Genomic DNA, 23,495 nt, shown 5'->3' on the forward strand with positions numbered 1-23,495 from the left:
TCCAAATCTATTCCGCCGCCACGTTCATGCGCATCCGCTCCATCTCGATCAGCGCGCGGCGGTATTCGACCGGCATGATCTTCCGGAATTTCGGCCGGAAAGTCGCCCAATCGTCGAGGATTTCGCGACCTCGTACCGAGCCCGTGTAGTGGACGTGGTTGGAGATCAGCTGATAGAGCCGCTCCTCGTCGTGGCTGGTCATATCGCCCGATACGTCGACACGGCCCTTATGGTCGAGATCGCCGCCATGGTGGAGCAGCTTTTCCATAAGGTCGTCCTCTTCCGGAACCGGCTCCAGCTCGACCATCGCCATGTTGCAGCGTTCGGCGAAATCGCCCGCCTCGTCGAGCACATAGGCGACGCCGCCCGACATGCCGGCGGCGAAGTTGCGGCCGGTCTGGCCGATGACGACGACGATACCGCCAGTCATGTATTCGCAACCATGGTCGCCGACCCCTTCAACGACCGCGGCGACACCCGAATTGCGCACGGCAAAACGCTCGCCGGCAACGCCGCAGAAATAGGCCTCGCCCTCGGTTGCGCCGTAGAGCACGGTATTGCCGACAATAATGGACTCGGCAGCAACGATTTTCGTGTTCTCCGGCGGGCGGATGACGATGCGGCCGCCCGACAGACCCTTGCCGACATAGTCATTGGCAGCGCCCACCAGTTCGAACGAAATCCCGCGCGCCAGAAAGGCGCCAAAGGATTGGCCGGCCGTGCCGGTGAGCTTCACCGAGATCGTGTCCTCGCGCAGGCCCTTGTGCTTGAAGCGCTTTGCCACTTCACCCGACAGCATGGCGCCCGTCGAACGGTCGACGTTGCGGATCGGCAGTTCGATGCTGACCGGCTGCCTGGCTTCGAGCGCCGGCTTTGCCAGTTCTATCAGCTTGCGGTCGAGCACGTCGTCGATCGGATGCTTCTGCCGCTCGGTCCAGTGCACCGCCGCGTGTGGCGCATCGGGCTTGTAGAACATCTTGCTGAAGTCGAGTCCCCGCGCCTTCCAGTGCTGGATCAGCTCGCGCTTTTCCAGAAGGTCGGTGTCGCCGATGATCTGGTCGAGGTGGGTGTAGCCCATCTCGGCAAGCAGCGCCCGCACCTCTTCCGCCACATAGAAGAAGAAGTTGATGACGTGCTCGGGCGTGCCCTTGAAGCGCTTGCGCAGCACCGGGTCCTGCGTCGCGACGCCGACCGGGCAGGTGTTGAGATGGCACTTGCGCATCATGATGCAGCCGGCCGCGATCAGTGGCGCGGTCGAGAAGCCGAACTCGTCGGCGCCGAGCAGCGCGCCGATGATGACGTCACGCCCTGTGCGCAGGCCGCCATCGACCTGCAGCGCGACGCGCGACCTGAGGCCGTTGAGCACCAGCGTCTGGTGCGTCTCGGCAAGGCCCATCTCCCACGGGCTGCCGGCATGCTTGAGCGAGGTCAGCGGCGAAGCGCCGGTGCCGCCGTCATAGCCTGATATGGTGATGTGGTCGGCACGCGCCTTGGCGACGCCGGCCGCAACCGTGCCGACGCCGACTTCCGAGACCAGCTTGACCGATACGTCGGCCGCCGGATTGACGTTCTTCAGGTCGTAGATGAGCTGCGCCAGATCCTCGATCGAATAGATGTCATGATGCGGCGGCGGCGAGATCAGGCCGACGCCCGGCGTCGAATGCCTGACCTTGGCTATGGTTGCGTCGACCTTGTGGCCCGGCAGCTGGCCGCCCTCGCCGGGCTTTGCCCCTTGCGCGACCTTGATCTGCATCATGTCGGAATTGACCAGATATTCGGCAGTGACGCCAAAGCGTCCCGAAGCGACCTGCTTGATCGCCGAGCGTTCGGGGTTCTTGCCGCCGCCCGGCAGTGGCAGATAGCGGTCGGCCTCTTCGCCGCCCTCGCCGGTATTCGACTTGCCGCCGATGGCGTTCATGGCGCGCGCCAGCGTCGTATGCGCTTCCCTGGAGATCGAGCCGAAGGACATCGCCCCGGTCGAGAAGCGCTTGACGATTTCGGCCGCCGGCATCACCTCGTCGAGTTCGACCTTCTTGCGCCCGGTCTCTTGCGCAAGCTTGATCTTGAACATGCCGCGAATGGTCTGCGCCTGCGCCGTCTCGCTGTCGATCTGGGCGGAATAGTCCTTGAACGTCTCCCACGAGCCCTGGCGCACAGCGTGCTGCAAGGTCGCCACTGCGTCGGGCGACCAGATATGGGCCTCGCCGCGCATGCGGAACATGTATTCGCCGCCGACCTCGAGGCTGTTGCGCAGCACCGGGTCGTTGCCGAAGCCGTCGGTGTGGCGGCTGACCGTTTCGGCGGCGATCTCGTCCAGCCCGACGCCTTCGATCAGCGTCGCCGTACCGGTGAAGTACTTGTGCACGAACTCCGACTTCAGCCCGATGGCATCGAAGATCTGCGCGCCGCAATAGGACTGATAAGTCGAGATGCCCATCTTGGACATCACCTTCAGGATGCCCTTGCCGATCGACTTGATGTAGCGGGAGACGACCTCGTAGGCATCGACCTCCGCTGGCAATTCGCCACGCTTGTGCATGTCGAGCAGCGTGTCGAAAGCGAGATAGGGGTTGATCGCCTCGGCGCCGTAGCCGGCGAGACAGCAGAAATGATGCACCTCGCGCGGCTCGCCGGATTCCACGACGAGCCCGACCGAGGTGCGCAATCCCTTGCGGATCAAATGATGATGCACGGCCGCCGTTGCCAGCAGCGCCGGAATGGCGATGCGGTCCGGGCCGAGCTGACGGTCCGACAGTATGATGATGTTGTAGCCGCCGGCGACCGCCGCCTCGGCGCGCTCGCATAGCCGGTCTATAGCGCCCTGCATGCCGGCCGCGCCTTCATTCGAAGCATAGGTGATGTCGATCGTCTTGGTGTCGAAACGGTCCTCGGTGTGGCCGATGGAGCGGATCTTTTCGAGATCGCCATTGGTCAGGATTGGCTGGCGTACTTCGAGCCGCTTGCGGCGCGAATTGCCGACCAGGTCGAAGATGTTGGGCCGCGGCCCGATGAAGGACACCAGGCTCATCACCAGTTCCTCGCGGATCGGGTCGATCGGCGGGTTGGTGACCTGGGCGAAATTCTGCTTGAAATAGGTGTAGAGCAGCTTCGATCTGTCCGACATCGCCGAAATCGGCGTGTCGGTGCCCATCGAGCCGACTGCTTCCTGGCCGGTGGTCGCCATCGGCGACATCAGCAGCTTGGTGTCTTCCTGGGTGTAGCCGAACGCCTGCTGGCGGTCGAGCAGGCTGACGTCCCTGCGCAGGGCGCGCGGCTCGACCGGCTTCAAATCTTCGAGGATGAGCTGGGTGTTGGCGAGCCAGCTCTTGTAGGGGTGCCTGGTCGCGATCTCCGACTTGATCTCCTCGTCGGAAACGATGCGGCCCTTGTCCAGGTCGATCAGCAGCATGCGGCCGGGCTGCAGCCGCCACTTCTTGACGATCCTTTCCTCCGGCACCGGCAGCACGCCGGCTTCCGAGGCCATGATGACGCGGTCGTCATCGGTAACGATGTAGCGCGCCGGCCGCAGCCCGTTGCGGTCGAGCGTGGCACCGATCTGGCGGCCGTCGGTGAAGGCAACCGCCGCCGGCCCGTCCCACGGCTCCATCAGGGCTGCGTGATACTCATAGAAGGCTTTGCGGTCCTGACCCATCAGCTTGTTGCCGGCCCAGGCTTCCGGGATCAGCATCATCATGGCGTGGGCGAGCGAATAGCCGCCCTGCGTCAGGAATTCGAGCGCATTGTCGAAGCAGGCGGTGTCCGACTGCCCTTCGTAGGAGATCGGCCACAGTTTCGAGATGTCGTTGCCGAACAGTTCGGAATCGACCGAAGCTTGGCGCGCCGCCATCCAGTTGACGTTGCCGCGCAACGTGTTGATCTCGCCATTGTGGGCAACCATGCGGTAGGGATGCGCCAGCTTCCACGACGGGAACGTGTTGGTCGAGAAGCGCTGGTGGACCAGGATCAGCGCCGTCTCGAAACGCGGGTCGGTGAGGTCCTTGTAGTAGGCTCCGACCTGATAGGCCAGGAACATGCCCTTGTAGACGATGGTCCGCGACGACATCGAGACGACATAGAAGCCGTTGTCGACGCCTTTGGTCTCCTCGTGGATACGTCCGGAAATGACCTTGCGCAGGATGTAGAGCCGCCGCTCGTAATCGTCGTCGTTCTCGATCTCGGCGCCGCGGCCCAGGAACACCTGCCGGTGCACCGGCTCGGAAGCGGCGATGTCGGGCGCCTTGGACAGCGACGAATTGTCGACCGGCACGTCGCGAAAGCCGAGCAGCGGCTGGCCCTCGAGTTGCGCCACCTCGGCGATGATGCCTTCGATATGCGCCTGCAGCTCCGGGTCGCGCGGCATGAACACCTGGCCGACGGCATAGTGGCCGGGCTTCGGCAGTTCGACCCCTTGCTTGGCCATCTCCTCACGGAAGAAGCGGTCCGGCAGTTGCACCAGCACGCCGGCGCCGTCGCCCATCAGCGGGTCGGCGCCGACCGCGCCCCGATGCGTCAGGTTTTCGAGCACGGCAAGGCCGTCCTCGACGATCTGATGCGACTTCACGCCCTTCATATTGACGATGAAGCCGACGCCGCATGCATCATGTTCGTTGCGCGGATCATAGAGGCCGTGCGCGGTATAGCCGGTGTTGGTTCGCCGTATATTGGTCAGGGACGGATTTTTGACGGCTGCCGCTTTCGTCTGCGCGGCCTTCGTCGCAGATGGCGTCATGTCCGTCATCGTCCTGTCCTCCGTTCCGTCCCCTTCGGGCGCTGGTTTCCGTCGGGAAGCGCGTGGCTCCCCTTTCAATCTTGCGGCACGTCTTGCGAAATTCTTGCCGACCGTGCGGCTTTCCGCATCGTTCGCATATGGTATTCGTACAGGCCAGAGCCAGGCTGTCTAGCTGTCGCTCGCGGCAATGGCGGCAGAGGCGCAATCATATGCCAATGCGGCTAGTTTTGTGCGACAAAATAAGACAGCACTACTGTCCTAAATTTTTATGACAGAAATTTTGGATGCACACAAGACCGATTCACAAAATTCTTGAAGCTTTCGCGACAGAAAATTGCGCGGAACGCGGTATCAGCGTAACCTTTCGTCGCTGCATGTACGCTCATGCGTTTCGCTGGCTTTAGCGGATTTTCGGTGTCTGCCCCTTGCGGCCGGCATGCGAAAGCGGCCAAGCTCGCACCGATTTCCCCAGCATAGGCAGACGCATGATTTTCGCTTCCGACAATTGGGCAGGCGCCCATCCCCGTATCGCTGCCGGCCTCTCGGCCCATGCCGACGGCTTCTCCACCGCTTATGGCGACGGCGTCCTCGACAAGGCAGTTTACCAGCGCTTCAATGAGATCTTCGAATGCGAAGTCGCGGTGTTTTTCGTCGCCACCGGCACCGCTGCCAATTCGCTGTCGCTGACTACCTATAACAAGCCAGGCGGCATTTCCTTCTGCCATCGCGAATCGCACGTCATCGAGGACGAATGCGGTGCACCGGAATACTTCACCGGCGGTTCACGGCTTTATACAGTCGAAGGCGCGCTCGGCAAAATCGATGCCGGCAATCTGGAACGGGCGGTGGACCGTTTCGCACCCGAAAACGTCCATTCCGGGCGGCCGGTTGCCGTTTCGATCACTCAGTCGACCGAGGTCGGAACCGTCTACACGCTGAACGAAATCGCCAGGATTTCGGCGATCGCAAAGCAGCATGGACTGCCGCTGCACATGGACGGGGCCCGCTTTGCCAATGCGCTCGTCGCGCTGGAAACGACGCCGGCCGAAATGACCTGGAAGCACGGTGTCGATATCCTCTCCTTCGGCGGCACCAAGAATGGCTGTTGGTGCGCCGAGGCGATCGTGCTGTTCGACCTCGAGCGAGCGAAGGAATTGGCCTTTTTGCGCAAGCGCGCGGCTCAGCTGTTCTCGAAATCGCGCTTCATCGCCGCGCAATTCGATGCTTATTTCAGGGGTGGGCTATGGCTCGATACGGCACGGCACGCCAATGCGATGGCGGCTCGGCTTGCCGCGGCGATAGAAGATTCCCCTTCCGCCCGGCTGGCCTGGCTGCCGCAGGCGAACGAGGTCTTCGCGGTCATGAAAAAGGCCGAAGCCGAAAACATGCAAGCGGCAGGCGCGGCCTTCCATGACTGGCACAGGCCGCTCGGCTACGACGGCCACATCGGCGAGGACGAAGCGCTCTATCGCTTCGTAACCAGCTTCGCGACCACGCCCGACGAGGTCGACCGTTTCGGCTACCTGCTCGCCGGATAGCAAGCCTTACCCAGCAAAAAGGCGGCGCATTGCTGCACCGCCCTTTTTTCCCGGGGAGTTGGCGTCCCCGGAGAACTTAGCTGCCTGGCTTAGGCGGCAGTCTTGGCCTCGATCTGCTTGGCCTTGGCCGGAGCCGAGGTGATCGCGATCTTGCGCGGCTTCAGCTCTTCGGGGATGTTGCGCTTGAGGTCGACGGAGAGCAGCCCGTTCTTCAGCGCGGCGCCGACAACCTCGACGTGATCGGCAAGCTGGAAGCGGCGCTCGAAGGCTCGGCTGGCGATACCGCGATAGAGCAGTTCGGAGCCTTCGCCATTGCCTTCCTCCTTGCGCTCACCCTTGACGGTCAGCACATTGCGGTGAGCTTCGATCGAAATCTCATCTTCCGAGAAGCCGGCCACAGCCATCGAGATGCGATAGGCATCCTCGCCCGTGCGCTCGATGTTGTAAGGCGGATACGTCTGGCCTTCCGGCTGCGCAAGCGAATCGAGCATGGTGAACAGCCGGTCGAAACCGACGGTCGAACGGTAGAGCGGGGAAAAATCAACGTGACGCATGATGTGTTCTCCTGTTGAGCAACAAGGTTGCGTATGGCCGGTGCGAAACCCGTAACAGCGTTTCGGATGGGCCAGCGGCCCCGACATTGGCGACCGCATGACAAATTTGGGAAGCGGACGACGGCATTTCAAGATTTTCCCGCGTCCAAACGGGACTGGTCTCGGCCGACGTCCCAATGCCGATGAACGGCAGATGAACCGTGGCTTCGGCGAGCGTTCAGCTAGGCGGCATTAAACTGTTCTCGAGATAACGAACAGGTCGCGAAAAAGGCGACACGACGAGGCCGAACCGGGTGCAACGTCCCTTCCTCCCGGGTCGACAGAGGCCGGAAGTACGCCCAAGGCTGCTTCCGGCCTTATTTCTTCGCTGCCTGTCGACCTCCCCGGCGTCCCGAATTCCTTTGCTTTTGGCGCATGGGCGTTTATGCCTGACTTGCGCCCGTCGGCACCGACACCAGCCAAACACCGTATGACCGATCTTTTCCACCAGACCCCCGTCTTCCACGAAACTCCGGACAATCCGCTGCCGGAAAACGCAGCCGGTGGCTTCTTCACCACGCGCGACGGCAAGAAGATCCGCTATGGGCTGTTTGCCGCTGTTGCCCGCCCCATGAAGGGCACCGTCGTCGTCCTGACCGGCCGCAACGAGTGCATCGAGAAGTATTTCGAGACCATTCGCAACCTTGCCGACCGGGGCTTTGGCGTGGCCACCCTCGACTGGCGCGGCCAGGGCGCTTCCGACCGGATGATCGGCGACCGACAGCGCGGCCACGTCCAGAGCTTCTTCGACTATACCGGTGATCTGGAGCAGTTCTTCGAAGAGATCGTGCTGCCCGATTGCCGAGGACCCTACTACATACTGGCCCATTCGGCTGGCGCGGTGATTGCGCTGCTCGCCGCGCCCTCGATGGCGAACCGCGTGCGCCGCATGGTGCTGATCGCACCGTTCTTCACAGTGCCCGACCTGCCGGTTTCGGTAAAAACCGTTCGCCGCATCTGTTCGCTGTTCTGCCTTCTCGGCCTCGGCCGGCTCTATGCCGCATGGGGGCCGCGGCCGAGGGAATCGGTGCCCTTCGCGATGAACAAGCTGACCAGCGACCCGGCGCGCTATCGGCGCAATACGCTGATCTACGAAACCTATCCGCAGCTGGCGCTCGGCGGACCGACGATCCGCTGGCTGAAGGCGGCCACGGAGGCATCCTTGATCGTCAGCGACCCGGATTTCATGGCCAAGATCCAGGTGCCCTTGTTGATGATCGCCGCCGGCGCCGACCAGGTCGTCTCGACCAGGGCAGTCGAAGCCTATGCGAGACGTCTGCGCGTCGGCTCGCTAGTGATGATCGACGGCGCCCGCCATGAGATCCTCCAGGAAGCCGACCTCTATCGCGAGCAGTTGCTTGCGGCATTCGATGCCTTCATCCCCGGAACCGGCGACGCTGTTTGACCGCTTCGCCAGCGCCCGCCGACAAGGCCCGCACGGGTCGCTTGTCCGGCGCAGCGTGCCCCCCTTATTCCCGTTCAGGCATCGAGCGCTAGCTTGCTGCCAAAGAGGTTGGAGGCCATTCGCCGGGAGAAAAACGACCATGAACGCATCGAACACGCTGTCACGTCAGGGGCATCGGCTACTGCAGATTGGCGTCGCGCTGCTGCTGTTTTCGTCATTCGAAGGGTTTGCAATACCGTATCTCGCCGCACCGCGGCTCGGACTGTCCGCGCACACGCTCAGCGCCCTGGAGGGCGTTCTCTTGCTGGCGCTAGGCCTCACATGGTCTAGGCTCAATCTCGGCGCGGCGACGTCGCGGATTGCATTCTGGCTGCTGATCTATTCGGACGCTTGGCCTGCCGATAGCTAATGCATGTCGAAGGTGCGCAGCGGTTGTACGATAACGACATACAAAAAATGCGAGCGCGCCCCCATTCAACGCGCGACGCACTTTGGAACCGTACCGCGGTTTCCGTCGGATTTGCGCAAAACCAGACGCGCGGGTGCACCAGATGCTAGCCGCGCAGCGCCGCCATCGCCGCCGCGTGCAGTTCCGGTGTCGCCGCCGCCAGGATGTCGCCGCCCTTTTCCGCCGGTCCGCCCTCGAAAGTGGTGACGACGCCGCCTGCCTTCTCGATGATCGGGATCAGTGCGACGATGTCGTAGGGTTTCAATCCGGGATCGGCGACGATATCGACGCTGCCCGCCGCCACCATGGCGAAGGCATAGCAGTCGGTGCCGTAACGGGCGAGTTGGACCTGTTGCTCGAACAGGTCGTAGCGCAGGCGCGCGTCTCCCTTGAACAGCGCCGGCGTGGTGGTGAACAGCGTCGCCTCGGCGAGATTCGTCGTCTTGCGCGTTGCGAGTTTTCGGGGGCCACCGGGACCTTCATAATGCGAACCGGAGGCATTGGCGTAGAACAGCTCGCCGGTGAAGGGCTGCGACATCATGCCGGCGACGGCATCGCCGTCGACCGTCAGCCCGACCAGTGTTCCCCATACCGGCAGGCCGGAGATGAAGGCGCGTGTTCCATCGATCGGATCGATCACCCAGACATGCCGGCTGGAGATGTTTTCGCTGCCATGCTCCTCGCCGAGGATCCCATGATCAGGGTATTGCGCGTTGATCAGCGCGCGGATGACCCGCTCGGCCTCGCGGTCGGCTTCGGTGACGGGGTCGAAGCTGCCGCGCTCCTTGTTGGTGACCGCGCCCTGATTGCGGAAGCGCGGCAAGGTCTCGGCCGCGGCGGCATGCGCAACGCGCCGCATGAACTCGATGCTGACGTCCAACTGATTCTCCCGCTCCAGCATGTTTGAGATGCCCGTTAGCCCACGGTTTTATGCCGAAACAAGGGCGTTCGGAGCCTTTCGCTGGACGCTAACTGTTGCTCGAATGCAACGCAATCATCGTGGAAATGCAATTTCCACTTCACAGTGAATTAAAAAAGCCGGAACGCGCCTTGACATTTGTGCAGCGCACAATACGTTTGTTCTCGGACAGGGTTCCTGTCCATGCCCTCCTTGGGCGTTTCCTCCCTAGACTTCGACCGTGTCGTGCAAACGATGCGGTCTTTTTTTGTGCCGCCGCATGAGCGGCGAGTGCCGCGATTCCGGCGCTATTCTGCGGCCAGAGGCAGATCCATGAAATTGTGATCGGGCATCGCCATCAGTTCGGCTGAAAACCGCGCCAGATCGTCCGCCAGGGCGTCGAAACCAGATGATCTCTGGAACGTCCGCTCATTCATGTAGAGCCCCCGATTGACCTCGATCTGCAGCGCATGCAGATGGCGCACTGGGCGGCCATAGTGCTCCGTGATGAAGCCTCCGGCATAGGGCTTGTTGTAGGCGACGCTGTAGCCCATGCCGGTGAGCAGGCCGATCGCGGTTTCGGTCAACGCCGCCGCGGCCGAGATGCCGAAACGGTCGCCGACGATGAAATCCGGCCGCAATCCGCTGTCGCCGACCCTTATGCTTGCCGGCATCGAGTGGCAGTCAATCAGCACGGCATAGCCGAAGCGCGCATGGGTTCTGGTCAAGAGCCGTTTCAGCGTCTCGTGATAGGGCTTGTAGACCGCTTCGATGCGCGCCACGGCTTCCGCCAGCGGCAAGCGGCCGGAATAGATGTCGAGCCCCTCGCCTACAAGCTTGGGCACGGTGCCGAGTCCGCCGGCCACCCGCGCTGAGCGGATGTTGCAGAATGACGGCACCGGTTCGGCGAACATGCGCGGGTCGAGTTCCCACGGCTCCCGGTTGACGTCGAGATAGGCACGCGGGAAGTTTGCCGCCAGCATCGGCGCCCCTAGCGCGACGGCACCGCCGAACAATTCCTCGACATAGCAGTCCTCGGAGCGACGGATCGCGTTGCGGTCCAGCTTGGCCATCGCCATGAACCGGTCCGGATAGTAGCGGCCGCTATGCGGCGAGTTGAAGAGGAAGGGAACGCGCTGTTCGGCGCCCGATCGGATTTCGAAGGGTGGAACGACCGAAAAATCCTCGGCTGCCGTTTTCAATTTGAACGAACCCGGGAATACCAATGCATCATGATAGGAAAGTGCCACCTCGCCGCCCGCATGTCCAGCCGCCGAAGCGCCAGCCAAATCAGGATTGTGCGCCCAACGTTCACTTGATGTTTACCGTCACCTCCTCATATACAGCATGGTTAACGGGCTTGCCGCACGGCATTGTCGGTTGGGTGATTCGGACGGGACAAGATGGCACGCATTCTGCTGGCGGAAGACGACGACGACATGCGCCGGTTCCTCGTCAAGGCGCTGGAGCGCGCCGGTTATCAGGTCAGCGATTTCGACAATGGCGCCAGTGCCTATGAGCGGCTGCGCGAGGAGCCTTTTTCGCTGCTTTTGACCGACATCGTCATGCCCGAGATGGATGGCATCGAGCTCGCCCGCCGCGCCACCGAGATCGATCCTGACCTCAAGGTGATGTTCATCACCGGCTTCGCCGCCGTCGCCCTGAACCCTGATTCCAAGGCGCCGAAAGACGCCAAGGTGCTATCGAAGCCGTTCCACCTGCGCGACCTCGTCAACGAAGTCGAAAAGATGCTGCAGGCCGCCTGACGCGCTTTTTGTCGCGTCTTGACCGACGCCGCAAGCCAGCCATTCTTTCCCCTTTCCCGCTATTGACGTGCAGAACCAAAAATGGTGTATGCGCGGCTTCGGATGGGCGTGTAGCTCAGCGGGAGAGCACTGCATTGACATTGCAGGGGTCACAGGTTCAATCCCTGTCACGCCCACCATCCAGACAATCCCTCAATTGGCCGCCGGTATTCTCATCGGCTGTCGTTCTCGGCCTCATCCAATCCTGATGCCGAGCTCGCCAATTCAGCCTCAGGCCGCGCCGAGGCGGAGATCACCGGTCTCGACGTGCTGGAGAAACCACGTATAGGTCTGTTCCAATCCGCTGCGCAGCGAGTAGCGCGGGCGCCAGCCGGTGGCGAACAGGCGCGATACGTCCATCAGCTTGCGCGGCGTGCCGTCCGGCTTCGTCGCATCGAATGTTATTGCGGCATCGGCGCCGGCAACCGACACGATGGTGCGGGCAAGGTCGGCAATGGTGATGTCTTCCCCCGAGCCGACATTGATGTGGCTGTCGCCAGAATAATTCTTCAGCAACCAGACCAGCGCGTCGGCGGCGTCGTCGACATGCAGGAATTCACGCATCGGCGTGCCTGACCCCCACACCTCCAGGCTCTTGCGGCCGGCGCGCTTGGCCTCGTGCGCCTTGCGCATCAGAGCGGGCACGACATGGCTGGAATTGAGGTCGAAATTGTCGCCCGGACCGTAGAGATTGGTCGGCATCGCCGAGATGTAGTCGACGCCGTGCTGGCGCCGATAGGCCTGACACAGTTTCAGCCCGGCGATCTTGGCGATCGCATACCATTCGTTGGTGGGCTCGAGCGGCCCGGTCAGCAAGGCGTCCTCGGAGATCGGCTGCGCCGCGAATTTGGGATAGATGCAGGATGAACCGAGAAACATCAGCTTCTGCACCTCGTTGCGGAAGGCGCTGTCGATGACATTGTTCTGCATGACGAGATTGTCCTGCAGAAAATCGACCGGAAGCCTGTTGTTGGCCAGGATACCGCCAACCTTGGCCGCCGCCATCACCACTGCATCCGGCTTGCAGTCGGCCATCCAGCGCCGCACGCAGGCCTGGTCGAGAAGATCGAGGTCGGCGCGCGAGGCGGTCAGGATCTCGCAATCCTCGTCGGCCAATCGGCGCAGGATGGCCGAGCCGACCATGCCGCGATGTCCGGCCACGAAAACACGCTTGCCCTGAAGGTCGAAGGTCATCAGCTTACCCCAATGCAGAACGGCAGCTATGCCAGTTGGCCGGCGGAGCGCCGGATCGGCTTCTCTGTTGCCGGACGCATACCGCATACAGATTTGCCCAGACAAGGCAAATCGCAAAGCCACCCGATGCAACCTTTGGATCGGACGCTGTAGCGCTCGCGATCAGACGCCCGCTACCGCGCAGAGGCTTGTCATTCTGGCAATGGCAAGCTCGGGGTCGGCCAGCAACCCTGCCTGGTCGGCAAGGCGAAAGACATCGGAATAGTGGCGGATGCCGCGCGCCGATTGCATGCCGCCGATCATCGAAAAATGCTCCTGGTGGCCGTTCAGCCATGCCATGAAGACGATGCCGGCCTTGTAATATTCGGTCGGCGCCTCGAAGATTTTGCGCGACAGCGGCACTGTCGGCGCCATCAGCGTGTCATAGCCGGCGCGGTCGCCGTCGGCCAGCTTTGCCAGCGCTGCATTGGCGACCGGCGCGATCGCATCGAAAATGCCGAGCAGCGCGTGCGAATGTCTGTCGCCGTCGCCGGCGATCAGCTCGGGGTAATTGAAGTCGTCGCCGGTGAACATCACCACGCCCTCGGGCAGCCGGTCCCTGAGCGCGATCTCCTTGCCGGCATCGAGCATCGATATCTTTATGCCCTCGACGGTGCCGGCGTGACGTTCGATGATCGCGATCACCGTCTCGAGCGCAGTTTCGAAATCGCTGCTGCCCCAATAGCCTTTCAGCGCCGGGTCGAACATGTCGCCCAGCCAGTGCAGGATGACCTTGCCGGATGCCTGGGACAGGATGCGGTCGTAGACGCTGGCATAATCGTCGGGGCCTTTGGCGATCGCCGCAAGCGGGCGGCTGGCCATCATGATCACCTTGCCGCCAAGCCCTTCGATGAACCCGAACTGCTCCTCGTAGGCCGCGATGACATCGTCGAGCGTGCTCGCCGCCCCCGCCGTCAGATGGTCGGTGCCTGCGCCTGACGCGAGAGCGGCGCCCTCGACGCTCCGCGCCTCGGCGATCGAGCGGCGGATCAATTCCCTGGCATTTACCCAGTCGAAGCCCATGCCGCGCTGCGCGGTATCCATCGCTTCGGCGACACGGAAGCCGAGCCGCCAGAGGTGATGGCGAAACGCCATCGTCTTGTCCCAGTCGACCGCCGGCCTCGACCATGGATTGGTCATGGCGAAAGGATCGGCGACGACGTGGGCCGCGGCGTAGGCGATACGCGAGAACCGCGCGCCGGCCACAGGCTGCACCGGCTGGCCGATAAGCCGGTAGAGGATGCGGCCGCCGCCTTCCCCGGGCAAGGTGATGTCCATGGCTTTCTCCTTCCCAGCGCCTATTAAGTGGAACGTTCCAATAAATCAAGAGACTTTGCCGCCCTGCCTCGCGCAACTCAAATTGCTGCATCGCAGCAGGTGAAAGCCGTGCTTACCGGACGATTGTGCCCACTGAGCCGCATTTTTCTCGGGTTCGCAAAAACACGATTGACTCAAATGCCTCGCAGAGATTAGATCGTTCCAATAAAAATCGCATAAGAAACCTCCGGGAGGACAGATCTGGATGGCCAGCCGGGCCAAGGCAACGATACTCGACATCGCCCGTGAGGCGGGCGTGTCCAAATCGACGGTATCGCTGGTGTTGCAAGGCAGCCGGCTGATCCGGCCTGAGACCGCGCTCAAGGTGCGCAAGGCGATCGAGGATGTCGGCTATGTCTACAACCGCGGCGCCGCCAATCTGCGCAAGGCCCATTCCAACGTCATCGGCATGGTCATCAACGATCTTACCAATCCGTTTTTCGCCGAGATGGCGGTCGGCATGGAGCGCGTCTTCCAGTCGGCCGGGATCGTGCCTTTCATCGCCAACACGGCGGAGAGCCCGGTGCGCCAGGAAGAGGTTCTGAAATCGCTGATGGAGCAGGGTGTCGCCGGGCTCGTCGTGTCGCCGGCGCGCGGCACCACGCCGGGCGCGTTCCGCCGCCTTGAGACCGCAGGCGTTCCGGTCGTTTTCGTCATGCGCCGCCTCCCCGAAAGCCGCATCCCGGTGATCACGCCCGACAATCATCGCGGCGCCTATCTTGCCACCGCCCATCTGATCGGCAAGGGCCACTGCCGGCTGGCCTTCTTCGGCGGCTCGTCCGACCTTGTCGTCTACCACGAGCGGCTGGGCGGCTTTCGCGCGGCCTGTGAAGCGCTCGGCATCGCACCAGCCGACAGGCTGGTCTTTGAGGGCGAAACCAGCCGCAAGGGCGGCATAGCCTGCCTGGAAACCGCGCTCGCCATGGCCGCGCCGCCGACCGCGGCCCTTTGCTTCAACGATGCGGTCGCCTTCGGCGTCTTGCTGGCGCTGCGCAAGCGCGGCCTGGAACCCGGCGCGGACTTTGCCGTCGTCGGCTTCGACGACGTCGCCGAGGCCGAGCACTACATGCCGGCGCTGACCAGCGTCGCGGTGAACACCGCCGGCCTCGGCGAGCGCGCCGCCCATGTCGTGCTGAAGATGATCCAATCGCGCACCACGCGCGCCGAGGATCATATCGGCGCCGTCAACCTCGTGGTCAGGGAAAGCTGCGGCCCCGATCGCAAGGAGCATGGCTGCGCAGGAATGGGAGACGCGGCATGACCGTCAGTTGGGGGCTGATCGGCGCCAGCACGATCGCAAGACAGTTCATGATCGGCGCCATCCGCGCGCGGCCGGACGGCGAGATCGCCGCAGTGATGAGCTCCAGCCCGGAGCGCGCCGCCACCTACGCTCGGGAAAACCGCATTCCGGCGGCGGTCTCGACGCTTGATGAATTGCTCGGCTCCGACATCGACGCCGTCTACATCTCGACCACCAACGAATTGCATCTCGAACAGGCACTCGCCGCCATTGAGGCGGGAAAGCATGTGCTTTGCGAAAAGCCGCTGGCGCTGACCAGCGCCGACGCCCGCAAGATGGTCGCGGCGGCCAGGGCCGCCGGCGTCGTGCTCGGCACCAATCACCATCTGCGCAATGCGGGCTCGCATCGGGCGATGCGCGAAGCGATCGCTGCCGGCCGCATCGGCAGACCGATCGCCGCGCGCGTCTTCCACTCCGTCTATCTGCCGGAAAACCTGCAGGGCTGGCGCATCACCAGGCCGGACGCCGGCGGCGGCGTGGTGCTCGACATCACCGTCCACGATGCCGACACGCTGCGCTTCGTGCTCGGCGACGATCCCGTCGAGATCTCGGCGTTCACGCAATCGGCCGGCATGGCCGCCTGCGGGCTGGAAGACGGCGCCATGTGCCTCTGGCGCTTCGCATCGGGCGTCATCGCCCAGTCGCATGAGGGCTTCACCACCAGATTCGCCGGCACCGGCTTCGAGGTGCATGGCAGCGAAGGCTCGCTGATCGCCAGGGATGTGATGACGCAGAAGCCGGTCGGCTCGGTGTTGCTGCGCACGGCACAGGGCGAGGAGGAATTGAGCTTCGACCGCGAAGATCTCTATGCCCGTTCGCTGCGCCAATTCCACGCGGCGATCCGTGGCGAGGGCCAGCCTTCCGCCACCGGCGAAGACGGCGTCTGGTCGCTGACATCAGCCGAAGCGGCATTGCAATCGGCCAGGTCCGGCAAGGCCGTTGCCATCGACCCGAAGCTCGGGAGTGCTGGATGAGCAAGCTCGTGTCCGCGGCTGAGGCTGCCGGCCTGATCAGGGATGGCGTGGTCGTTTCCGTGTCGTCGTCGAGCGGCCTCGGCTGCCCGGATGCGGTGCTTGCCGCGATCGGCGAGCGCTTCGACGCCGAAGGCCATCCCAAGGACATCACGACGCTGCACCCGATCGCCGCCGGTGACATGTACGGCATCAAGGGCATCGATCACTTAGCCAAGCCCGGCCTGTTGAAGCGCACTTTGTGCGGTTCCTATCCTTCCGGGCCGTCATCTTCCGAACCACCGCAGATCTGGAAGATGATCGGCGACAATTCGGTCGCTGCTTACAACGTGCCGTCCGGCATCCTGTTCGACATGCATCGCGAAGCCGCCGCCAAGCGTCCCGGCGTGCTGACCAAGGTCGGGCTCGACACCTTCGCCGACCCGCGCCACCAGGGCTGCGCCATGAATGCTGCCGCCAGCGAGCCGATCGTTTCGGTGCAGCAGTTCGATGGCGAGGAGTGGCTCTATTTCCGCGCGATCGTGCCGCAGGTCGCGGTCATTCGCGCCACCACCGCCGACGAGCGCGGCAACCTCACCTATGAGCATGAAGGTGCCTATCTCGGCGGCCTCGAACAGGCGCTGGCCGCCCGCAACAATGGCGGTATCGTCATCGCGCAGGTCAAGCGCGTCGTCGAGAACGGCACGCTGAAGCCACACGATGTGCGCGTGCCCGGCGTGCTGGTCGATCATATTGTCGTGGCGCCCGACCAGTTGCAGACGACGCTGACGCCCTACGATCCGGCCATCTCCGGCGAGATTTTCCGGCCGCTGTCGAGCTTTCGCAACGCCGAGATGAACGTCCAGAAGGTCATCGCCCGCCGCGTCGCCATGGAGCTTGCCGACGGCATGGCGGTCAATATCGGCTTCGGCATCTCGGCCAATGTGCCGCGTATCCTGATCGAGGAAGGCCAGCACGGCAAGGTCACCTGGGTCATCGAACAGGGGGCGGTCGGCGGCGTGCCGCTGCTCGACTTCAAGTTCGGCTGCTCGTCCAATGCCGACGCCTTCATGCCCTCTCCGCACCAGTTCATCTATTTCCAGGCCGGTGGCTTTGACGCCTCGCTGCTGTCCTTCCTGCAGATCGACCGCCACGGCTCTGTCAACGTCTCGAAGCTTTCGGCGCGGCCCCACGTCACCGCCGGCGCCGGCGGCTTCGTCGACATCACCGCGCGAGCGAAGAAGATCGTCTTTTCCGGTTTCTTCAACGCCGGTGCCAAGCTGTCGCTTGCTGATGGCGGCATCCGCATCGACCAGGAGGGCAAGGTCAAGAAAGTCGTCGGCGAAGTCGAGCATATCTCCTTCTCGGGCAAGCGTGCCGTCGCGCAGGGGCAGGACATCACCTATGTCACCGAGCGCTGCGTGATGAAGCTGACGCCGGCGGGGCTGATGGTGACGGAGCTGGCGCCGGGCATCGACCTCGAGCGCGATGTGCTGGCGCAGGCCGAGATCCCGCTCGCCGTCGCCAACGACCTGAAAATCACACCGGATGCGCTCTACCGGGACCGGCCGATCGGCCTGTCGCTCAATGGCGGCGCCTCGCTTGGAGGCGCCCATGGCTGAGCGCCTCGTCACCTTTGAAACCGACGGCGCCATCGGCACAATCACGCTGCGCCGGCCGGAGAAATTCAACGCCCTCGACATCCCGATGCTGCGAGCGTTGGAAGCAGCACTCGACGAAGCCGAGGCGGCGGACGGCATCCGCGTCGTGCTGATCTGCGGCGAAGGCAAGGGCTTTTGCGCCGGCGGCGACGTCGAGGCATGGGCAGAAATGAGCGCCGCCGATTTCCAGGTGCAATGGGTGCGCTACGGCCACCGCGTCTTTGATCGGCTGGCGCGGCTGCGGCAGCCGACGATCGCCGTGCTTGCCGGCCATGCGCTGGGCGGCGGGCTGGAACTGGCGGCGGCTGCAGACTTCCGCGTGGCGGAAACACAGGTGAAGCTGGGGTTCCCCGAAACCTCGATCGGCGTCGTTCCCGGCTGGTCCGGCACCCAGCGCGCCGTGCGCCGCTTCGGCGCGCAGGCAGTGCGGCGGATGGCGCTCGGCGGCGAAGTGTTTCTGGCTACCGAGGCTCTTGCTCTGGGGATTGTCGACCGGGTGGTCGAGACCGGTAAGGCGTTCGCCGAAGCCAAGGCCTGGGCCGGCAAGATCGCCGAGCGCGGCCCGCTCGCGACCGAAGCCGCCAAGCTGATGATTGCCATCGCGGAGGGCGAAGAGAGTGCTGCCGCGACCGAAGCGCTGGCCAGCGGCTTCATCGCGCTGACAAGCGATCTCAGGACCGGCGTCGAGGCTTTCAGCGCCAAGCAGAAACCGGCGTTCTCAAGATCTTAGGAACCTGAAACTCACATGAACGCACCTCTCAACATCGCCATGCCCGCCGAGGCAGCCGCAGCGCCGAAAAGCTACCGGCTGCTGATCGGCGGCAAGTTCGTCGATGCCCAGGACGGCCGCACGCTGGAGCGCCGCAGCCCCGGCCACGGCTTCACCGTCTCGCGCTATGCACAGGCCGGCGCGGCGGACGTCGAGACGGCGGTACAGGTTGCCCACAAGGCCTTCGAGACCGGCCCCTGGCCGCGCATGAAGGCCGCCGAACGCGCCGCGATCCTGCTCAAGGCTGCTGACCTGATCGAGGCGCGGCTGGACGAGATTGCCCGGCTCGACGTGCTGGAATCCGGCAAGCCGATTGCCCAAGCGCGCGGCGAGATCGGCGGCGCCGTCGACATCTGGCGCTATGCCGCGGCACTTGCCCGCACGCTTCACGGCGAAAGCTACGCCAATCTCGGCGACGCCATGCTCGGCGTCGTGCTGCGCGAACCGATCGGCGTCGTCTCCATCATCACGCCGTGGAATTTCCCGTTCCTTATCGTCAGCCAGAAACTGCCCTTCGCGCTCGCCGCCGGCTGCACGGCGGTGATCAAGCCGAGCGAGATGACCTCGGCCTCGACTTTCGTGCTCGGCGAGATCCTGATGCAGGCCGGCCTGCCGGATGGCGTCGTCAACATCCTTGCCGGTCTGGGCGCCGATGTCGGCGCACCGATGGTCAGCCACCCGCTGGTCGAGATGGTGTCGTTCACCGGCTCCACCCGGGTCGGTAGGATGACCATGGCCTCTGCTGCCAACTCGCTGAAGAAAGTCTCGATGGAACTCGGCGGCAAGAACGGCCAGCTTGTCTTTCCCGATGCCGACCTCGAAGCCGCTGCTGACGCGGCGGTATTCGGCGGCTTCTTCAACGCCGGCGAATGCTGCAATGCCGGCAGCCGGCTAATCGTCCATGAGGCGATCGCCGACGACTTCCTCGGCGCCGTCAAAGCACTTACTGCCAAGATGGTTGTCGGCGACCCGCTCGACGACCGCACCAAGGTCGGCGCGATGATCTCCGCCGACCATGTGGCCAAGGTCACCGGCTACGTGACGGCAGCGGAAAACGACGGTTGCCGGATCTATTGCGGCGGCAAGCAGCGTGCTTCAAGCGCCGGCCAGTACCTTGATCCGACAATCGTTCGCGACGTCACCGAAGACATGGCCATTGCGCGCGAGGAAGTGTTCGGGCCGGTGCTCTCGGTGCTGACTTTTGAATCGATTGAAAGGGCGTTGCGCATCGCCAACAACACGCCCTATGGTCTGTCGGCCGGCGTGTGGAGCGCCAGCATCGATACCTGCATGTCGGTGGCGCGGAATGTGCGTTCGGGAACCGTTTGGGTGAACACGTTCATGGAAGGTTATCCCGAACTGCCTTTCGGCGGCTACAAGCAGTCCGGTCTGGGACGCGAACTCGGCAAGCGCGCCGTCGAGGATTATACCGAGGAAAAGACAATCCAGTTTCATCGCGGCCAGCGCACCGGATGGTGGGTCGGCTGAGTTGGGAAGAACCCGGTGGCCATCCGCCGGTCGTTGTAAGTTCAACAAGGGAGGAAGTACATGTTGCGCAAACTGCTTATCGGGACGGCTCTCGCAGCGGGCGTTGCGTTCGCGGCCCATGCCGAGGACGTCAAGGAAGTCCAGATGCTGCATTGGTGGACGTCGGGCGGCGAAGCTGCCGCTCTGAACGTGCTCAAGCAGGATCTGGCCAAGGAAGGCTTTGCCTGGAAGGACGTGCCGGTGGCCGGCGGTGGCGGCGACGCCGCCATGACCGCGCTGAAGGCGATGGTGGCGGCCGGCAACTACCCGACCGCCTCGCAGATGCTTGGCTATACCGTGCTCGACTACGCCGCGGCCGGCGTCATGGGCGACCTGACCGAGACGGCGATAAAGGAAGGCTGGGACAAGTCCGTTCCCGCCGCCCTGCAGAAATTCTCCGTCTATGACGGCAAGTGGGTCGCGGCTCCGGTCAACGTCCACTCGGTCAACTGGCTGTGGATCAACAAGGCGGTGATGGACAAGATCGGCGGGACCGAGCCCAAGACCTTCGACGACTTCATCGCGCTGCTCGACAAAGCCAAGGCGGCGGGCGTCATCCCGCTCGCGCTGGGCGGCCAGAACTGGCAGGAAGCGACCATGTTCGACTCGGTCGTGCTGTCGACCGGCGGACCTGAGTTCTACAAGAAGGCCTTCAACGACCTCGACGAGGAATCCCTGAAGTCCGACACGATGAAGAAGTCGTTCGACAATCTCGCCAAGCTCGTCACCTATGTCGACCCGAACTTCTCGGGCCGCGACTGGAACCTCGCCACCGCCATGGTCATCAAGGGCGACGCCTTGGTACAGGTGATGGGCGACTGGGCCAAGGGCGAATTCAACGCCGCCAAGAAGGTCCCGGGCACCGACTTTCTCTGCTATCGCTTCCCGGGCACCGACGGCAGCGTGATCTACAACTCCGACATGTTCGGCATGTTCAAGGTTCCGGAAGACCGCAAGGCCGCCCAGATCGCTCTGGCCACCGCAACTCTGTCGAAGAGCTTCCAGTCGGCCTTCAACGTGGTCAAGGGCTCGGTCCCGGCCCGCACCGACGTGCCGGACACCGACTTCGACGCATGCGGCAAGAAGGGCATGGCCGATTTGAAGGCCGCCAACGAAGGCGGCACCCTGTTCGGCTCGCTGGCGCAAGGCTACGGCGCCCCTCCGGCGGTTGCCAACGCCTACAAGGATGTCGTCTCGAAGTTCGTCCACGGCCAGATCAAGACCTCGGACGAGGCGGTGACCCAACTGGTCAGCGCGATCGAAGACGCCAAGTAAGCACCCGCCCATGTGAACGATCTCCCCGGCGCAAGCCGGGGAGATCCCCTGCGGAGGGGTTTTGCGGTTGCGCTGACCGGCACGCTTCGTGCCGCAGAGGCCGCGACGACAGAATTCCGGACCCGCGATACGGAATGGATCGATGAGCATAGTTGCTGAAACCAGTATCACGCTGACGCCGGAGCACGACGCCCGTCCGGGCGCTTCGGTGCGCTCGCGCCTGCAGGATGCGCTGCCGAAGCTCGTGCTGGCGCCGAGCTTCGCCGCCACCATCGTCTTCGTCTACGGCTTCATCCTGTGGACGATCTATCTGTCCTTCACCAATTCCAAGACCTTTCCCTCCTATGCGATCACCGGGCCACGCGCCTATCAGCGGCTGTGGCGCTGGACTTTCGAAAGCGATCCGCCGTCCTCCTGGTACACCTCGATCACCAATATGGGGATTTTTGGCTTCCTCTATATTTCCATCTGCCTGGCGCTCGGGCTGTTCCTGGCGATCCTGCTTGACCAGAAGATCCGCGGCGAAGGCATGTTGCGGCCGATCTATCTCTACCCGATGGCACTGTCCTTCATCGTCACCGGCGTTGCCTGGAAATGGTTTCTCGACCCCGGCCTCGGCCTCGAGCAGACGCTGCACCAATGGGGCTGGACGAGCTTCCATTTCGACTGGATCAAGAACAAGGACTTCGTCATCTACACTGTGGTCATCGCCGGTGTCTGGCAGGCGTCAGGCTTCATCATGGCGATGTTCCTGGCCGGCCTGCGCGGCATCGACGGCGAGATCCTGAAGGCGGCGCAGATCGACGGCGCCACCACCTTCCAGCTCTACCGTCGCATCGTCATCCCGCTGCTGCGGCCGATCTTCCTGTCCGCCTTGATCGTCCTCGCGCATCTCGCCATCAAGTCCTACGATCTGGTCGTCGCGCTGACCAGCGGCGGGCCGGGCGGCTCGGCCTGGCTGCCGTCGAACTTCATGTATGAGTACACCTTCAAGCGCAACGAAATGGCCGTCGGCTCGGCCAGCGCCGTGATCATGCTGATGACTATCACCGCGATCATCGTTCCCTATCTCTATTCCGAGCTTCGGGAGAAGCCGCGATGAGCGCCATAGCCACTCCTGCTCGCCAGAGCACTGGCGGTATCAGCGCCAGGACGGTCAACCGTATCGTCATCTACGGGCTGCTGGCGCTGTTTGCGCTGTTCTATCTGATGCCGCTGCTCGTCATGCTGGTGACCTCGTTCAAGACCATGGACGAGATCCAGAACGGCAACATGCTGGCGCTGCCGCAGGCGCCGACCTTCGCACCCTGGATAAGGGCATGGAGCGAAGTCTGCTCGGGTCTCACCTGCGTCGGCATGAAGGGTTATTTCTGGAACTCGATCAAGATGGTGGTTCCGGCGGTCATCATCTCGACCCTGCTCGGCGCGCTCAACGGCTATGTGCTGACGAAGTGGCGCTTTCGCGGGGCGACGCTGGTGTTCGGGCTGATGCTGTTTGCCTGCTTCATCCCGTTCCAGTCCGTGCTCTTGCCGATGGCAACGATCCTCGGCAGCCTCGGCCGGTTCGGCGTCAAGCTGCAGAACGCGACCGGCTTCACCTTCGGCTTCGGCAATCCAACCGTGAACCTGGTGTTCGTTCACGTCGTCTACGGCATCGGCTTCACCACCCTGTTCTTCCGCAATTATTACGAAGCGTTTCCGAACGAGCTGGTGAAGGCGGCGCAGATCGACGGCGCCAGCTTCTTCCAGATCTTCCGGCGCATCATGCTTCCCAACTCGCTGCCGATCATCGTGGTGACGGTGATCTACCAGTTCACCAACATCTGGAACGACTTCCTCTTCGCCTCCGCTTATGCCGGCTCAGGCGACGTGATGCCGATGACGGTGGCGCTGAACAACGTCGTCAACACCTCGACCGGCGTCGTCGAATACAACGTCAATATGGCGGCGGCGATGATCGCCGCGCTGCCGACGCTCCTCGTCTATGTGCTCGCTGGCCGCTATTTCGTGCGCGGCCTTATGGCCGGCGCCGTCAAAGGATAATCGC

18 protein-coding genes and 1 tRNA gene are annotated in these 23,495 nt (G+C 63.2%); 13 read left to right on the forward strand and 6 right to left on the reverse strand.

Annotation, left to right across the window (positions count from 1 at the left end; all coding sequences use genetic code 11):
* Positions 1-7: 7 nt before the first annotated feature.
* On the reverse strand, positions 8-4,738 hold the full coding sequence (gene gltB, locus NKH17_RS04170; protein ID WP_352897083.1) for a glutamate synthase large subunit: 4,731 nt from the start codon (positions 4,736-4,738) through the stop codon (positions 8-10).
* A 476-nt stretch (positions 4,739-5,214) separates the two neighbouring features.
* Between gltB and NKH17_RS04175 the strand changes: the two genes are divergently transcribed.
* Positions 5,215-6,267 carry a threonine aldolase family protein gene (locus NKH17_RS04175; protein WP_352897085.1) on the forward strand — a complete coding sequence of 351 codons (1,053 nt, stop codon included), beginning with the start codon at positions 5,215-5,217 and terminating at the stop codon, positions 6,265-6,267.
* Positions 6,268-6,356: 89 nt separating this feature from the next.
* Here NKH17_RS04175 and NKH17_RS04180 read toward each other — a convergent pair whose 3' ends face one another.
* Positions 6,357-6,821 carry an Hsp20 family protein gene (locus tag NKH17_RS04180; protein WP_352478207.1) on the reverse strand — a complete coding sequence of 155 codons (465 nt, stop codon included), beginning with the start codon at positions 6,819-6,821 and terminating at the stop codon, positions 6,357-6,359.
* A 469-nt stretch (positions 6,822-7,290) separates the two neighbouring features.
* Here NKH17_RS04180 and NKH17_RS04185 point away from each other — a divergent pair, with 469 nt between their 5' ends.
* Together NKH17_RS04185 and NKH17_RS04190 are read left to right on the forward strand one after the other, a co-directional pair.
* Complete coding sequence (locus NKH17_RS04185) at positions 7,291-8,265, forward strand: alpha/beta fold hydrolase (RefSeq protein WP_352897087.1); 975 nt, start codon at positions 7,291-7,293, stop codon at positions 8,263-8,265.
* 139 nt (positions 8,266-8,404) lie between these two features.
* Entirely contained in the window at positions 8,405-8,674 is a 270-nt protein-coding gene (locus NKH17_RS04190) for a styrene oxide isomerase (protein WP_352897089.1), read from the forward strand.
* 145 nt (positions 8,675-8,819) lie between these two features.
* Here the strand turns inward: NKH17_RS04190 and hisN are convergent, their stop codons facing one another.
* The gene (gene hisN / locus NKH17_RS04195; RefSeq protein ID WP_352897091.1) at positions 8,820-9,593 is read right to left on the reverse strand and encodes a histidinol-phosphatase; all 774 of its coding nucleotides are present in this window, start codon (positions 9,591-9,593) and stop codon (positions 8,820-8,822) included.
* A gap of 326 nt (positions 9,594-9,919) precedes the next feature.
* Positions 9,920-10,861 carry an N-formylglutamate amidohydrolase gene (locus tag NKH17_RS04200; protein ID WP_352897093.1) on the reverse strand — a complete coding sequence of 314 codons (942 nt, stop codon included), beginning with the start codon at positions 10,859-10,861 and terminating at the stop codon, positions 9,920-9,922.
* Positions 10,862-11,014: 153 nt separating this feature from the next.
* Between NKH17_RS04200 and cpdR the strand changes: the two genes are divergently transcribed.
* Entirely contained in the window at positions 11,015-11,377 is a 363-nt protein-coding gene (cpdR, locus tag NKH17_RS04205) for a cell cycle two-component system response regulator CpdR (protein WP_006199474.1), read from the forward strand.
* Positions 11,378-11,481: 104 nt separating this feature from the next.
* Positions 11,482-11,556 (forward strand) — tRNA-Val (locus tag NKH17_RS04210).
* A 91-nt stretch (positions 11,557-11,647) separates the two neighbouring features.
* On the opposite strand, the gene fcl is transcribed toward NKH17_RS04210, so the two are convergent.
* Positions 11,648-12,610, reverse strand: a complete 963-nt coding sequence (gene fcl, locus NKH17_RS04215; RefSeq protein WP_352897095.1) for a GDP-L-fucose synthase — start codon at positions 12,608-12,610, stop codon at positions 11,648-11,650.
* Positions 12,611-12,772: 162 nt separating this feature from the next.
* Positions 12,773-13,927, reverse strand: coding sequence for a dihydrodipicolinate synthase family protein (locus tag NKH17_RS04220; protein WP_352478197.1), 1,155 nt, complete (start codon positions 13,925-13,927; stop codon positions 12,773-12,775).
* A 244-nt stretch (positions 13,928-14,171) separates the two neighbouring features.
* Here NKH17_RS04220 and NKH17_RS04225 point away from each other — a divergent pair, with 244 nt between their 5' ends.
* The 8 genes from NKH17_RS04225 to NKH17_RS04260 all read left to right on the forward strand — a co-directional run bounded on the left by NKH17_RS04225 (position 14,172) and on the right by NKH17_RS04260 (position 23,491).
* Entirely contained in the window at positions 14,172-15,227 is a 1,056-nt protein-coding gene (locus tag NKH17_RS04225; RefSeq protein ID WP_352478195.1) for a LacI family DNA-binding transcriptional regulator, read from the forward strand.
* The gene (locus NKH17_RS04230; protein WP_352478193.1) at positions 15,224-16,240 is read left to right on the forward strand and encodes a Gfo/Idh/MocA family protein; all 1,017 of its coding nucleotides are present in this window, start codon (positions 15,224-15,226) and stop codon (positions 16,238-16,240) included. The genes NKH17_RS04225 and NKH17_RS04230 overlap by 4 nt, the downstream gene beginning before the upstream one ends.
* Complete coding sequence (locus tag NKH17_RS04235) at positions 16,237-17,838, forward strand: acyl CoA:acetate/3-ketoacid CoA transferase (protein ID WP_352799927.1); 1,602 nt, start codon at positions 16,237-16,239, stop codon at positions 17,836-17,838. The genes NKH17_RS04230 and NKH17_RS04235 overlap by 4 nt, the downstream gene beginning before the upstream one ends.
* Positions 17,831-18,607, forward strand: a complete 777-nt coding sequence (locus tag NKH17_RS04240; RefSeq protein ID WP_352478190.1) for an enoyl-CoA hydratase/isomerase family protein — start codon at positions 17,831-17,833, stop codon at positions 18,605-18,607. The genes NKH17_RS04235 and NKH17_RS04240 overlap by 8 nt, the downstream gene beginning before the upstream one ends.
* 15 nt (positions 18,608-18,622) lie before the next feature.
* Positions 18,623-20,134, forward strand: a complete 1,512-nt coding sequence (locus NKH17_RS04245) for an aldehyde dehydrogenase family protein (protein WP_352478188.1) — start codon at positions 18,623-18,625, stop codon at positions 20,132-20,134.
* A 60-nt stretch (positions 20,135-20,194) separates the two neighbouring features.
* Positions 20,195-21,448 carry an ABC transporter substrate-binding protein gene (locus NKH17_RS04250; protein ID WP_254816907.1) on the forward strand — a complete coding sequence of 418 codons (1,254 nt, stop codon included), beginning with the start codon at positions 20,195-20,197 and terminating at the stop codon, positions 21,446-21,448.
* A gap of 142 nt (positions 21,449-21,590) precedes the next feature.
* Positions 21,591-22,550, forward strand: coding sequence for a carbohydrate ABC transporter permease (locus tag NKH17_RS04255; RefSeq protein WP_254816906.1), 960 nt, complete (start codon positions 21,591-21,593; stop codon positions 22,548-22,550).
* Positions 22,547-23,491, forward strand: a complete 945-nt coding sequence (locus NKH17_RS04260; protein WP_352478185.1) for a carbohydrate ABC transporter permease — start codon at positions 22,547-22,549, stop codon at positions 23,489-23,491. Before NKH17_RS04255 ends, NKH17_RS04260 begins: the two co-directional genes overlap by 4 nt.
* The last annotated feature ends 4 nt before the right edge of the window (positions 23,492-23,495 follow it).

The organism is Mesorhizobium sp. M1334, from assembly GCF_040317995.1.
Classification (GTDB): Bacteria; Pseudomonadota; Alphaproteobacteria; order Rhizobiales; family Rhizobiaceae; genus Mesorhizobium.